General features: G+C 64.1%; 12 protein-coding genes. 6 read left to right on the forward strand and 6 right to left on the reverse strand.

Going from position 1 to position 13,564, the window contains the following annotated elements:
- Positions 1–97: 97 nt before the first annotated feature.
- The 3 genes from bla (at position 98) to BRA1417_RS0103070 (ending at position 3,890) form a co-directional block, all read left to right on the forward strand.
- Positions 98–967, forward strand: coding sequence for a class A beta-lactamase (bla, locus tag BRA1417_RS0103055; RefSeq protein WP_027514559.1), 870 nt, complete (start codon positions 98–100; stop codon positions 965–967).
- 48 nt (positions 968–1,015) lie between these two features.
- On the forward strand, positions 1,016–2,623 hold the full coding sequence (locus tag BRA1417_RS0103060; RefSeq protein WP_027514560.1) for a Na+/H+ antiporter: 1,608 nt from the start codon (positions 1,016–1,018) through the stop codon (positions 2,621–2,623).
- A 92-nt stretch (positions 2,624–2,715) separates the two neighbouring features.
- Positions 2,716–3,890, forward strand: a protein-coding gene (locus tag BRA1417_RS0103070; RefSeq protein WP_156948563.1) for an IS3 family transposase whose coding sequence is annotated in 2 segments (ribosomal slippage) — positions 2,716–3,025 and positions 3,025–3,890 — 1,176 coding nt in all. Because the reading frame shifts where the segments join, the coding sequence is not laid out codon by codon here.
- Positions 3,891–3,992: 102 nt separating this feature from the next.
- Here the strand turns inward: BRA1417_RS0103070 and BRA1417_RS0103075 are convergent.
- The 6 genes from BRA1417_RS0103075 to BRA1417_RS0103105 all read right to left on the reverse strand — a co-directional run bounded on the left by BRA1417_RS0103075 (position 3,993) and on the right by BRA1417_RS0103105 (position 10,053).
- Positions 3,993–4,814: an N-acetylmuramoyl-L-alanine amidase gene (locus tag BRA1417_RS0103075; RefSeq protein ID WP_027514563.1), complete on the reverse strand. Its 822-nt coding sequence runs from the start codon at positions 4,812–4,814 to the stop codon at positions 3,993–3,995.
- A 3-nt stretch (positions 4,815–4,817) separates the two neighbouring features.
- A complete protein-coding gene (locus BRA1417_RS0103080) occupies positions 4,818–6,155 on the reverse strand; it encodes a Rieske 2Fe-2S domain-containing protein (RefSeq protein ID WP_027514564.1) in 1,338 nt (445 codons plus the stop codon).
- Positions 6,156–6,241: 86 nt separating this feature from the next.
- The gene (locus BRA1417_RS0103090) at positions 6,242–7,138 is read right to left on the reverse strand and encodes a TauD/TfdA family dioxygenase (protein WP_027514565.1); all 897 of its coding nucleotides are present in this window, start codon (positions 7,136–7,138) and stop codon (positions 6,242–6,244) included.
- Between the two features lie 134 nt (positions 7,139–7,272).
- On the reverse strand, positions 7,273–8,556 hold the full coding sequence (gene ispG, locus BRA1417_RS0103095; protein ID WP_027514566.1) for a flavodoxin-dependent (E)-4-hydroxy-3-methylbut-2-enyl-diphosphate synthase: 1,284 nt from the start codon (positions 8,554–8,556) through the stop codon (positions 7,273–7,275).
- A gap of 12 nt (positions 8,557–8,568) precedes the next feature.
- Complete coding sequence (locus BRA1417_RS0103100) at positions 8,569–9,522, reverse strand: DMT family transporter (protein ID WP_007615962.1); 954 nt, start codon at positions 9,520–9,522, stop codon at positions 8,569–8,571.
- Between the two features lie 36 nt (positions 9,523–9,558).
- Positions 9,559–10,053, reverse strand: coding sequence for a Fur family transcriptional regulator (locus BRA1417_RS0103105; protein ID WP_027514567.1), 495 nt, complete (start codon positions 10,051–10,053; stop codon positions 9,559–9,561).
- A gap of 156 nt (positions 10,054–10,209) precedes the next feature.
- Between BRA1417_RS0103105 and BRA1417_RS0103110 the strand changes: the two genes are divergently transcribed.
- From BRA1417_RS0103110 to BRA1417_RS0103120, 3 genes are read left to right on the forward strand one after another with little or no spacing between them, the layout of a single operon-like run.
- Positions 10,210–10,692 carry a MarR family winged helix-turn-helix transcriptional regulator gene (locus tag BRA1417_RS0103110; protein ID WP_007598134.1) on the forward strand — a complete coding sequence of 161 codons (483 nt, stop codon included), beginning with the start codon at positions 10,210–10,212 and terminating at the stop codon, positions 10,690–10,692.
- Entirely contained in the window at positions 10,685–11,860 is a 1,176-nt protein-coding gene (locus BRA1417_RS0103115) for an HlyD family secretion protein (protein ID WP_027514568.1), read from the forward strand. Before BRA1417_RS0103110 ends, BRA1417_RS0103115 begins: the two co-directional genes overlap by 8 nt.
- A gap of 16 nt (positions 11,861–11,876) precedes the next feature.
- Positions 11,877–13,433: an MDR family MFS transporter gene (locus BRA1417_RS0103120; RefSeq protein ID WP_027514569.1), complete on the forward strand. Its 1,557-nt coding sequence runs from the start codon at positions 11,877–11,879 to the stop codon at positions 13,431–13,433.
- The last annotated feature ends 131 nt before the right edge of the window (positions 13,434–13,564 follow it).

Consider the following 13,564-nt stretch of genomic DNA (forward strand, 5'->3'; position numbering starts at 1 on the left):
AGGCAGACTGGATTGCTTCGCTGCGCTCGCAATGACGATGCGGATGGAGTGCATGCCGCATCTCCACCCCGCCCCCGCCTCGCTCAAAAGGTCCCCCATGCTTTTCGATCGCCGTTCGCTGCTTGCCTCATTGTGCTGGATTGCCGCCTCTCCCGCGCTCGCCGCAGACGGATTACCTGAGCTCGAAACCTATGAGCGCGAGAGTGGCGGCCGGATCGGGGTCTATGCCGAGAACCTCGCGACCGGCGCAAAGCTCGCATGGCGCGCCGACGAACGGTTCGTCATGTGCTCGACATTCAAGGCTTCGCTGGCGGCTTGCGTACTGGCGCGAGTCGATCGTGGCGAGGATCAGCTTGCCGCCATGATCCCGTACGGCAAGGCCGACCTGCTGGAGTACGCACCGGTCGCCAAGCAGAACGTTGCCGCCGGAGCAATGTCGGTCACCGAGATGTGCAAGGCGATTGTCGAGCTCAGCGACAACACCTGCGCCAATTTGCTGCTGGCGCGGATCGGCGGTCCCGCCGCACTCACCGCATTCTGGCGCTCGCTCGGCGACACCACCTCTCGGCTCGACCACAACGAGCCCGAGCTCAACCGCTCACCGCCCGGCGATCCCCGCGACACTACGACTCCGGCGGCGATGGCAGGCAATCTGCGCCGGCTGGTGACGGGCGAGGCGCTGTCGACCACCTCGCGCGCGCAGCTCACGGAGTGGCTGGTGGGTTGCAAGACCGGCGCGAACCGGCTGCGTGCCGGCCTCCCCGCAAGCTGGAAGATCGGCGACAAGACCGGCAACAACGGCAAGGACGCCTCCGGCGACATCGCGGTGGCCTGGCCCAAGCCCGATACGAAGCCCGATGCACCGATCCTGATCGCGGCCTATACCCAGGGCGGCACGCCGAGCGCGGCGCAGATCGAAACCGTGTTCGCACGCATCGGCCACATGGTGGCCGAGCGGCTGGCGTGAGCCGCATGCATTGACCTTCCGGCCGCTTCCGAGTGAAGACAGATCATCATGGAAGCGAAATTTCAGACCTTTCTCATCCTGCTCGCCGTGCTGGCGGGCACCGCGCTTGTCGCCCGCCGCTTCAACATCGCGCCTGCCATTCTGCTGATGCTCTCCGGCGTCGGCCTCGCCTTCGTGCCGGGCATGCCGCCGGTCGAACTGCCGCCGGAGCTGGTGCTGCTGATGGTGCTGCCGCCGCTGATCTACTCGGCAAGCGTCGCGATGAGCTGGCGCGAATTCAAAAAGAATCTTCGCCCCATCGTGCTGCTGGCGGTGGGCGCGGTGATCTTCACCGCGGCGTTGGTCGCAACCGCCACGCATTATTTCATCGGCCTGCCCTGGACCGTTGGCTTCCTGCTCGGCGCCATCGTCGCGCCGCCCGACGTGGTGGCGCCGCTCGCGATCGCGCGCCGGCTGCATTTGCCGCGCAGGCTGATGGTCATCCTCGAAGGCGAAGGGCTCGCGAATGACGCCACCGCGCTGATCCTCTACCGCTTCGCGCTCGCCGCAATCATGGTCGGGCATTTCTCGCTGCCTCTGGCAGGCGGCGAGTTCTTGCTCATCGTCGCCGGCGAGATCGCCTTCGGCATCGGTGTCGGCTGGCTCTCCCTGAGGTTCCGCAAATGGTCGGGAGACCCGCAGGTCGAGCTGACACTTTCGCTGATCACGCCCTACGTGTCCTACTGGCTGCCCGAGCATCTCGGCGGCTCCGGCGTGATCGCCACCGTCGCCTGTGGCCTCTATGTGAGCTGGAACGGTCCGCTGTTGATCTCGGCATCGACGCGCCTGCAAGGCATCTTCTTCTGGGACCTCGTGATCTATCTTATCGAGGGCTTGCTGTTCCTGCTCACCGGGTTCCAGATGCGTGCGCTCTACGAGAAGTCGAAGGCGTTCCCGCTCGATGACATCGTGATCGCGACCGTCGTGGTGCTGGCGGTCGTCGTGATCGCGCGCTTCGCCTGGCTCTATCCCGCGACCTATCTGCCACGGATGCTCAGCAAGTCGCTGCGCGCTCGCGACCCCTCCCCGCCATGGCAATGGCCGTTCGTGCTTGCGTTCACCGGCGTGCGCGGCGCGGTGTCGCTGGCGGCGGCGCTGGCGCTGCCGTTCACGCTTCCGGGCGGCGAGACCTTTCCGTTTCGCGACCTGATCCTGTTCGTTGCCTTCGGCGTCATCTTCATCACGCTGATCGGCGTCGGCCTCACGCTGCCCCCGGTGGTCCGTTGGCTCGGTGTCGCCGAAGCCGGTCGCAACGAGCATGCCGCCGAGCACGAGGCCGAGATCGCGGCACGGCGCCAGACCCTCGATGCCGCCCTGAAGTCGCTCGACGCGCTGACAGAGGAGAAGGACGTGTCCGACGAGGTGATGCGGCTCCTGCGCGCCCGCCACGAGATCCGTGTCAACCAGCTACCGGACTCGCTCGATCCCACCCGCCACGACGTCTCCGCCGCCGGCACCGCCCTGACCCGCGGCCTGATCGCCGCCGAGCGCAAATTCATCCACGAACTGCTGCGCGACGGCCAGATCACCGACGAGACGCGGCGGCGGATCGAGCGCGATCTGGATCTGGAGGAAGCGAGTTTAGCGAACCGGGAATATCGGGGAGGGCCGCTGTAGCTCCTCGTCATTGCGAGCGTAGCGAAGCAATCCAGACTTGAGCCTCCCCTAAATCGGTGGACACCTATAGCTTAGGCAGCGAGAGGTGTCAGATGGCGAAACGGCAGCGACGGTCCTATTCGGACGAGTACAAGCGGCAGGCAGTCGATCTGGTCTTGTCGAGCGGCCGCTCGGCGAAGTCGGTATCGAAGGAGCTCGGGCTTGACGGCTCCGTGCTGAGCCGATGGGTGAAGGATCGGAGCACGGTGGCAGCCGGCGGCAGCGCCGTGGCGCCCACATCGCAAGCGGCGGTGCCGTCGGCGGACCAAGCTGACCTGGTCGCACGGTTGCAGCGGGAAAACGAACAGCTGCGCATGGAGCGCGACATTTTAAAAAAGTCGATAGCGATCTTTGCTGGACCCCGGACATGAGGTTCCGTTTCATCGAAGATCGCCGGGCGGACTATCCGGTTAAGATCATGTGCCGTGTGCTCGGCGTCTCGCCCGCGGGCTACTATGCTTGGAGGTCGCGCCCGGAAAGCCCTCGGGCCGTGGCCAATCGAGATCTGCTGGAAGGCATCAAGCGGGTTCATCGCGAGAGCCATGGCCGCTATGGCAGCCCGCGCATCCATGTCGAGCTCAAAGCCCAGGGACATCATGCAAGCCGTGGCCGGATCGAGCGGCAGATGCGCCGTCATGGCGTTCGAGCCATCTCCGCCGGGCCGCGACGATGCCGCACCACCGATAGCGGGCATGGCTTCCCGATCGCGCCGAACCTGCTCGGCCGGAACTTCTCGGCCGCCATGCGCAATCAGGTTTGGCTCGCCGACATCACCTATGTCTGGACCGGCCAGGGATGGTTGTACCTGGCCGCCGTTATGGATCTGTACAGTCGCCGCATCGTGGGCTGGGCAATGGACGACCATCTACGCGCCGAATTGCCGCTCGCCGCATTACGAATGGCGATCAAGGGACAAAAGCCCGGCGCCGGCCTGATCCATCATTCCGATCGCGGCATCCAATATGCTTCAACCGAGTACCGCCAAGCGCTGCAAGCCGCCGGCTTTCGGCCTTCGATGAGCCGCAGAGCCGACTGCTACGACAACGCCCCGATGGAAAGCTTCTTCCACACGCTCAAGACCGAACTGATCCATCACAGTCAATATGAGACCCGCAATGAAGCCGAGCGCGACATCTTCGCTTACGTCGAAGGCTTCTACAATCAGACCCGAAGGCACTCGGCTATCGGCTATATCAGCCCGGTCGAGATGGAGCTAAAATCGGCTTGAACCCTGTCCACTTTTTTGGGGGAAGATCAGAATCTTTCCGCTGCGGCAGCCTGGATTGCTTCGCTACGCTCGCAATGACGGCTGTTGAAGCGGCGGCGCAAACTACCGCCTCTCGCAAAATTCCCTCATCGCCACCGCCACGGCGCCCGCAATGATCTGCTGCCGCTCCGGGGAGTTCATCGCCATCTCCTCGTCCCGGTTGATAATGGAGCCCGCTTCGAGCAGCACTGCGGCACTGCGGGTTTGCGAGAGCACGACGAGCCCGTCATAGCGGTAAACGCCGACATCCTTGTCGAGCAATTGGCGCCGGTAGCGGCCCATCACCGGCAGGGCATATTGGCCGGCATAATGCAGGTCTTGATCCTTCAGCTGCCGGCCGATCATCCGGGCCAGCATCAGGCTCGCAGCGTAGTGCGGATTCCGCTGCGACACGAACAGAGAGTGGCCCGAAAAGCGGTCGCTGAAATAGCTGTTCGCGCCGTCGAACTCCCAGGTCTCGATCAGCTTGTCCGGCACCGAATCGTGATGGATCGACAGGAAGAGATCGGCCCGGGCGCCATTCGCGGTACTGACGCGTTTGAGCAAACTCGGCCGCGCCTTGCCGTCCGTGACGAGCAGCCGGGTCGCGGCAAAGCCTTCGGCCTTGAGCTTCGCCGCGATCAATCTTGCAAGCCGGAAGTTGAAGCCGAATTCCGTGTCGTTGCGTGCGCTCAACGCGCCGTAGGAGTCCGGGGTGTGCCCAACATCCACGACGATCCGGAATTTCGACATCTCACATTTGACCGGCGCGTGCGGCGGCTTGGGTTTCGCGATCTTCCGCGCGATAGCAGCATGGCCCTTACCTGCAGGCGCCAGCGACCATAGCAAGATCGACGCGACCAGCGTCGAGACGAGACTTGCAAGGATGCTGCGCGGCTGCCCCAAGTGCTACTCCGCTGCCGCTGTTCGCGGCCGGCCGACAAAGCCTGTGACGTCACCGAAACGCTCCAGCATCACCGCGGAAAGGTCCTTGGCCTTGCTGGTGACGCAGGCGCCCGAGCGCACGGCGTAGCGATCCTGATGCGCGGCCTGCGGCGGCGGCTCGCCCTGCTGAAGCGCTCGCGCCAGCTCCATCACGACTTTCCGGAAATGCATGATGCCGAGATCGGTCGGACCGAGATGCTCGCGGGTGCGGTCGGCAATCGGGCCCTGGCTGTCCTGCACGGCCGCATCCTGTTCGGAGACGCCCTTGATGCCGGTGTAGCTCCTGGTCTTCTGCAGCTTGCGGTCGATCAGATAGTCGTTGCCCTTGTGGCGCAGCGGCACGTAATTGTCGCCGACTTCCGCGATCACGCCGTTGCCGCGATCGAAGGCGTCACGCTCGGCTTGCGTCAGCGGCCGCTCCGGATTCCAGGCATAGGTGTAGATCCAGCAATTGGTGTCGGTGACGGGGACGAAGGTCTGGCCAAAGATGTTCTCGCCCGGCATCGCGCTCGGGGCATAGGCGTGGAACGGCATCAGGAACTGCGCGATGCGCCAGTAGATGTTGTCGTCGCCGGTGATCCGCCCGCCGGCGATGGTGAGGCCCGCCGCATGCGGGGCGATCTTGATCACCGGGCGCGGATCCTCCGCGATCCAGCGCATGTGGTCGCTTGACATCCGCGCGATCGGATTCACGAAATGCTTCTTGATATCCAAAATCTCGTTCTCCTCCTTGTCGAAGGAGAGATGGGCGAAGGTGAAATGCGCGGTGTCGATCGAGCCTTCCAGCGCCTGCACCCAGTTGCAGTCCTGCCATTTCTTGCTGACGTAGCGGTGCGAGGCCGGCAGCAGCGCCATTTCGAGATCGGGCAGCTCGGGCATCGCATCCGCGGGACCCATATAGGCCCAGATCATCTCGCCCCATTCGCGCGCCGGATAGGATTTGATGCGGATGAGATCCTTGGCGTTGAGATCGGGATAGGAGGTCGGCATGTCGACGCACCTTCCGTCGGTGTCGAACTTCCAGCCGTGATAGACGCAGCGGATGCCGCATTCCTCATTGCGCCCAAGCCAGAGATTGGCGCCCCGATGCGGGCAATACTGGTCGATGATTCCGACGACGCCGCGCGTATCGCGGAACGCAAGCAGCTCCTCGCCGAGCACGACGATCTTCTTCGGCTCGCCGTCGGGTTCGGGAAGTTCTTCGGACAGCAGGACAGGAATCCAGAACCGGCGCAACAATTCGCCCATGCCGGTTCCGGGGCCGGACTCGGTCAGGAATTTGTTGTCCTCGGCGCGGAGCATGGATGATCCTCCCGACGGTCTTTGTTTTCGGCAAGATTGGCGCGGCCGCGGGAAGACGTCAACGCGGAACGCGGTGCGCAGGCCGGTTAAACCGGCCGCTCCCCCTTCACCGTCACGCGCGTGCCGGAGCGCGTGTGCGGCCAGTAGTCCCACATCGCGCGGTGCTGGGTGCAGCGGTTGTCCCAGAAGGCGATGGCGTTCTCGGTCCAGCGGAAGCGGCACTGGAACAGCGGGTTTTCCGCGTGCTGATAGAGATAGGCCAGCATCGCATCGCTCTCGTCGCGCGGGATTCCGTTGATGTGCCGGGTGAAGCCGCGATTGACGTAGAGCGCCTTCCTGCCGGTGACCGGATGCGTGCGCACCACGGGATGCTCGGCACTCGGATAGGACGGGCGGTCGGCGACGCCGTAATTGGCGTAGAGCCCGCGATAGATCGGCTCGCCGTCATGCAGTGCGGTCAGCCCGTCGAGATAGGCCTTCATCCGGTCCGACAGCGCCTCGTAGGCCGCGTACATGTTGGCGAACAGCGTGTCGCCGCCGCGCGGCGGGCACTGCTTGATGTAGAGGATCGAGCCCATCGGCGGCTCGAGATCGCAGGACACGTCGGAATGCCAGCCCTCGCCGTTGGCGCGCGGCGAGTTCGCATCCGCATAGATCTTCATCAGCGCCGGGTCTTCATCCTCGTGCGGCGCGGCAGGATGGAAATGCAGCTCGCCGAACTTGCGGCCGAAGGCGAGATGCTGCTGTGGCGTGATGGTCTGGTCGCGGAAGAAGATGACGAGGTTTTCGGCGAGCGCGCGATGGACCTCGTCCATCTGTTGATTGGAGCGGGCATCGTCGGAAACGAGCTTGCCGATGTCGACGCCGGAGATTTCCGCGCCGATGATCGGGGTGAGCTTTTCGACCGAGATGGTCTCGTAAGGCGCGCTGTCGTCCGCCGCATGGCGATAGCGCGGGCCCTGCTTGCCGGCGAGTGAGCTCATGGCGTGTCTCCCGATCGCTCTTGATTGGGGACATCGTAGCCCGGATGGAGCGAAGCGCAATCCGGGTTGAGTTCGTCAGCTTGCGAGAACCCGGATTTCGCTGCGCTCCATCCGGGCTACACGCCGCAAAAGGGCTACTCCGCCGCGGTCACCGGCACCTTGGCGCCCTGGCCGTAGCGCTGCTCGATGTAGTCGATCACGAGCGCCTTGAAGTCGGCGGAGATGGTCGGGCCGCGCAGGGTGCGGAACTTCTTGCCGTCGACGAACACCGGGGCAGCCGGCGCCTCGCCCGTGCCCGGCAGCGAGATGCCGATATTGGCGTGCTTGGATTCGCCGGGGCCGTTGACGATGCAGCCCATCACCGCGACGTTGAGCTCTTCCACGCCGGGATATTTCGTCTTCCAGGTCGGCATCTCGTCGCGGATGAACCCCTGGATCGAGCTGGCCAGTTCCTGGAAGGTGGTCGAGGTGGTGCGGCCGCAGCCGGGGCACGCCGCAACCAGCGGCACGAAGGTGCGGAAGCCCATGGTCTGCAAGAGCTCCTGACCGACCTGCACCTCGCGGGTACGGTCGCCGCCGGGCTCCGGCGTCAGTGAGATGCGGATGGTGTCGCCGATGCCCTGCTGCAACAGGATGCCGAGCGCGGCCGAGGACGCCACGATGCCCTTGGTGCCCATGCCGGCCTCGGTCAGGCCGAGATGGATCGCGTAGTCGGAACGGCTGGCGAGATCCTGATAGACCGCGATCAGATCCTGCACGGCCGAGACTTTGGCCGAGAGGATGATGCGATCCTTCGGCATGCCGAGCTCTTCGGCGCGCGCGGCCGAGAGCAGCGCGGACTGCACCATGGCCTCGCGCGTCACCGCGCGCACGTCGCGCGGATCGGCGGACGCGGCGTTCTCGTCCATCAGCTTGGTCAGCAGCTCCTGATCGAGCGAACCCCAATTGGCGCCGATGCGCACCGGCTTGTTGTTCTTGTTGGCGATCTCGATGATGTCGGCAAACTGGGTGTCGCGCTTGTCCTTGAAGCCGACATTGCCGGGATTGATACGATATTTGGCGAGCGCCTCGGCGCAGGCCGGATAGGCCGCGAGCAGCTTGTGGCCGATATAGTGGAAGTCGCCGATCAGCGGCGTGGTGATGCCGCGCTTGAGCAGGCCGTCGCGGATGTGCGGAACGGCGGCGGCCGCCTCCTCACGGTCCACGGTGATGCGGACCATTTCGGAGCCGGCGCGGGCGAGCGCTGCGACCTGGGCAATGGTGCCGTCGATATCGGCGGTGTCGGTGTTGGTCATCGACTGCACGACGATCGGCGCACCGCCGCCGACGGCGACGTCGCCGACCTTGACCTGGGTGGTCTTGTGCCGGGGCGCGGGGCCCGCAACGTCGGAATCGATGGTCTTTTCGAGCTTGTTCATGGCGTCCAAATATCAGGTTTTGGTGACGTTCAGCAATGCATCGCGCGGTGCCGCAGCGGATTGGCTGGGACGGTTAACCAGAAAAAGCCCAGCAATGACAAGGACGGCGGCAGCCCCGAATGTCAGGTTGAGCGTGTCGTGCATGATGAAATAGCTACCCACCACGCCAAACAAAGGGGTGATGAAGGTAAAAGCCGACAATTTGCTGGCCGAATAGGTCTTCACCAGCGCGAACCAAAGCGTGAACGTGGTTCCCACGACCCAGATCGCCTGGAAGGCCATCAGGCCCAGCGACAGCGGCGACGGGGTGTGGGGGATGGTCTCCCCGAACAGCCAGGCGGCCAGCCCCAGGATCGGGATCGAGGTCGCGACCTGGTAGCCCAGCGCCTTCTCGGGCGCGGCGAAGCGCAGCCGCGTTCCCTTGGCAACCAGCGTGGTCGCCGCCCACAGCGCGGCGCCGCCGACAATCATGAGGTCGCCGAGCAGAACATGCGAATCGACGTTGGGCTGCGGCACGCCGATCGCGAGTGCGACGCCTGCAAAGCTGATGGCGAGCCCCAGCCATTGCGTCCCGCCAAGTCGCTCGCCGAGCACCTGGTAGGAGCCGAGCGCGACGAAGAACGGCGCGGTGTAGAGGAACACGACCGCCCGCGATGCCGGTGTGAAGCGCAGGCCCTGGAAGATCAGCACGAACTCGATGCCGAACATCAGTCCGGCGATCACGCCGGGCTTCCAGGTGCCGTCGCGCTCGAAGAATTTAACGCCGCGCAAGCTGCCGATGATGAACAGCACCGGCAGCGCGCCCATCGAGCGGAACGTGGCCTGAAGCATCGGCGGAATGTCCGGCAGCACCAGCTTCACCGCGATCTGGTTGAATCCCCAGGTCAGGCACAGCATGAGCATCAGGGCGATGGCGCCGGCACTGAGGGGACGACCGGCGGACGGTATGGCTTGAGGTGAGGACATTTCTTCCTGAAAAACCAGCTTTGCGCCGTTGTTGCTCTATGCAGCTTTCTGACAATGCGCACAAACGCCCGTGATTTCCACCACGGACAATTTGGGAGCGAAGCCTGAGCTGCGCGCGGCGGCGTTGAGATCCCTGGCGAAGGAAGCCGACGGAATCTCACCGACCAGGCCACAGCGCTCGCAGATCAGGAACGTCACCGCCGAGGTCGCGTCGTGGTCGTGAGCGGCGCAGGCGAGATAGGCGTTGCGGCTTTCGATGCGGTGCACGAGGCCGTTGGCCATCAGGAAATCGAGAGCACGATAGACCGTGATCGGCGCCGGCCGCGGCATCGACTTTGCCAGCTCGTCGATCACCTCATAGGCGCCGAGCGGCCGGTGGCTCGAGAGCAGCGCCCCCAGCACATGGCGGCGTATCGGCGTGAATTTCTGCGCGCGCTCTCCGCAGACGGCCTCGGCATGCGCCAGCGCATCCGCGGTGCAGCGGCCGTGATCGTGGTCGGGCGCGGGAAATGCCGGCTTTGCGAAGGTCATGCGACGGCCTTCTAGCATTTCGAAAGGGGAACCCAAAGCGGGACCGGCGATGCGGCCATCAGCCATGCTCGGCCTGCGGGACAGTGTCCCGCAAACCCGCCATGAAATAATCATAAGCTTGCTTATTATATTCCAAGCTTATTGGAGACCAAGCTCATGAGCCCAGGGCCCGTGGACCAAAACTTCCTGTTTACGCTCGCCGAGCTCTATCGCCTGCTCCGGGTCTATGCCGACAAGGAAGCCTCGCGCTTCGGCATCACCCGCGCGCAATGGGCGGTGCTGGCCAAGGTCGAGCGCAGCGAAGGCATGAAGCAGTCGGAACTCGCCGAGCTTCTCGAGGTGCAGCCGATCACGCTGACGCGCCTGATCGACAAGCTCTGCGACAGCGACTGGATCGAGCGACGCAACGATCCTTCGGATCGCCGCGTCAAGCGGCTGTATCTGAAGAAGGCCGGGCGGCAATTGCTCGGGCGGATGAGCGGGCTGAAGTCCGAGCTCACGGCCAACGCGCTCGACGGTATCACTCCGGCGGACGCCCACCGCCTCCTCACCCAACTCGAAACAATCAAGGAAAACGTGCGGTCCGCGATCCAGACCAGCGGAGCGGAACAAGCGCGTAAGGAGCAGCGCTATGGCTGATCAGGTTCTCAAGTTCCAGCCCGAGCAGAAAATCGACGGCGGCAAGCCCACCAAGAAAGCCGGCACCAATCCGCGCCGCCGCCTGGTGGCGGGCCTGCGCCGCTATCGCCGCGTGCTGCTCCTGGTCGTGCTGCCGATCGTCGTCGCGGTTGCCGGCTTCACCTTCTATCTCAATGGCGGCCGTTACGTCGGCACCGACGACGCCTATGTCGGCGCCCAGAAGGTGCTGGTGACGCCCGATATCTCCGGCAAAATCCAGAAAGTTGTCGTCAAGGAAGGCCAGATCGTCAAGCACGGCGACGAGCTGTTCGAGATCGACCCCGCTCCGTTCCGTCACGCATTGGAAGAAGCCAAGGCGCAACTCGCCCAAGCCCGCATCACCTATGACAATCTCGTTGCCAACATCAAGATCTACGGCGACATGCTCAATCTCGCCCAGCAGGGCATGGACCTCAAGCAGCGCGACGTCGAACGCAAGCAGTCGCTGGTGAAGAACAATTACGGCTCGCAGCTCGATCTCGACAACGCGTCGAATGCACTGGTGACTGCCGGCGCGCAGGCGCAATACATCAAGCAGCAACTCTCCAATGCCAGGACGCAATTGCTTGGCAACCCCGAGTTGCCGCTGGAGCAATTCCCCGCCTACGCGCAGGCGAAAGCCAAGCTGGACGATGCCCAGCGCAACCTCGACCACACCGTGCTGCGCGCGCCGATGGATGGCGTGGCAACACAAGTCGAGCAGATCCAGCTCGGCCGCTACGTCGCCGCCGGCACGCCGGTGTTCTCCATCATCGACGTCGCCCATCCCTGGGTCGACGCCAATCCGAAGGAGAGCGATCTCACCTACGTCACCGAAGGACAGCCGGTCACACTCGAGGTCGACGCCTTCCCGAACCATACCTTCAAGGGCAAGATCGGCTCGCTCTCGCCCGGCACCGGCGCGCAATTCGCGATCCTGCCGCCGCAGAACGCCAGCGGCAATTTCGTCAAGGTGGTGCAGCGCGTGCCGATCCGCATCTATTTCGACGAGACCGACAAATCCGTGCGCAAGCTGAAGGCCGGCATGAGCGTCTACGCCACCATCGACACCGGCCACCGGCGCTCGCTCGCCGGCCTGCTCGGCCTGTCGGCGACCGCGAGCCAAGACAAAGATACGGACAAAGACTGAGACAGGGACTGATCCGATGTCCGGCCCCAATGCCCATTTGATGGTTCCCGGTCTGCGCCGGAACATGGTGACGATCTGCGCCATGACGGCAACCATCATGCAGGCGCTGGACACCACCATCGCCAACGTCGCCCTGCCCTATATGCAGGGCACGCTGTCGGCCTCGCAGGACCAGATCAACTGGGTGCTGACCTCCTACATCGTCGCCGCCGCTATCATGACCGCGCCGGTGGGCTGGATCGCCAACCGCTTCGGCCGCAAGCGCATCTTCATCATCTGCTCGGCCGGCTTCACCATGGCATCGGTACTATGCGGGCTTGCGCAGGACATCAACCAGATGGTGCTGTTCCGTCTGCTGCAGGGCGTGTTCGGCGCCGCCCTGGTGCCGTTGTCGCAATCGGTGATGCTCGACTATTACACGCTCCAGGAACGCGCCAAGGCGATGTCGATCTGGGGCATGGGCGTGATGATGGGGCCGATCATGGGTCCCTCGCTCGGCGCCTGGCTGACCGAGACTTATTCCTGGCACTGGGTGTTCTTCGTGAATTTGCCGTTCGGCGCCATAACCGTGATCGGGCTGATCATCTTCATGGACGAGACCCGGAAGGATCTCAGTCTCAGATTCGACTGGTTCGGCTTCGCGGCGCTGGCGGTCGCGATCGGCTCGCTTCAGCTCGCGCTCGACCGCGGCGAGCAATTGGGCTGGCTCGAATCGGCCGAGATCCTTGCCGAGTTCATCGTCTCGGCAGTCGCCTTCTACTTCTTCATCGCGCACTCCTTCACGACCTCGACGCCGTTCATCCGCTTCGCGCTCTTCAGGGATCGCAACTTCGTCACCGGCTGCATGTTCATGGTCGTGATGGGCCTCGTGCTGTTCTCGACCATGGCGCTGGCCTCGCCCTACATGCAGAACGTGATCGGCTATCCCATCATCACCGCGGGCCTGCTGCTGGCGAGCCGCGGCTTCGGCACCTTCTTCGCCATGATGCTGGTCGGCCGCATGATGCGTTATGTCGAGGCCCGCACGCTGATCATCACCGGCCTGACGCTGACCGCGGGCTCGCTGTTCCAGATGACCGGCTGGACCGATTTGACCCAGGTGCCGGAGATCGTGACCGTCAGCGTCATCCAGGGCTTCGGCTTCGGCCTCGTCTTCGTGCCGCTATCGACGGTGGCGTTCCTGACCTTGTCGAATGAGCTGCGCACCGACGGCACCGCGATGCTGACCCTGATGCGCAACGTCGCGAGCTCAGTGGGCATTTCCGTCGTCATCGCCCAGCTGACACAGGGCACGCGGCGGACCTACGCGATCCTGTCCGAGCACATCAACCCATTCAACCACGCGCTCCAGATGCCCAGCGTCAGCGGCATGATCAATCTCTCCACCGACGCCGGCCGCGCCATGGCCGATCGCATGGTCAGCGTGCAGGCGCAGATCATCGCCTTCGCGCACGACTACGAGCTGGTGATGTTCTTCATCCTCTGCACCATCCCGCTCGCCCTGCTGATCGGCTCGACCAAGGCCACCCTGCGCAAGCAGGCGGCCGGGCCGGAACACGCGGTGATGGAGTAACGCCGTCGTCCCGGCCTAGTGCGCAATTGCGCACGGGGGCCGGGACCCATACCCACCGGATGCAGTTTGACGAAGACTGGGAGTGACCTTCGTTTGGGACGAACGTCACTCAAGACCGATAGACCTCGCGG

The organism is Bradyrhizobium sp. WSM1417 (assembly GCF_000515415.1).
GTDB lineage: Bacteria > Pseudomonadota > Alphaproteobacteria > Rhizobiales > Xanthobacteraceae > Bradyrhizobium.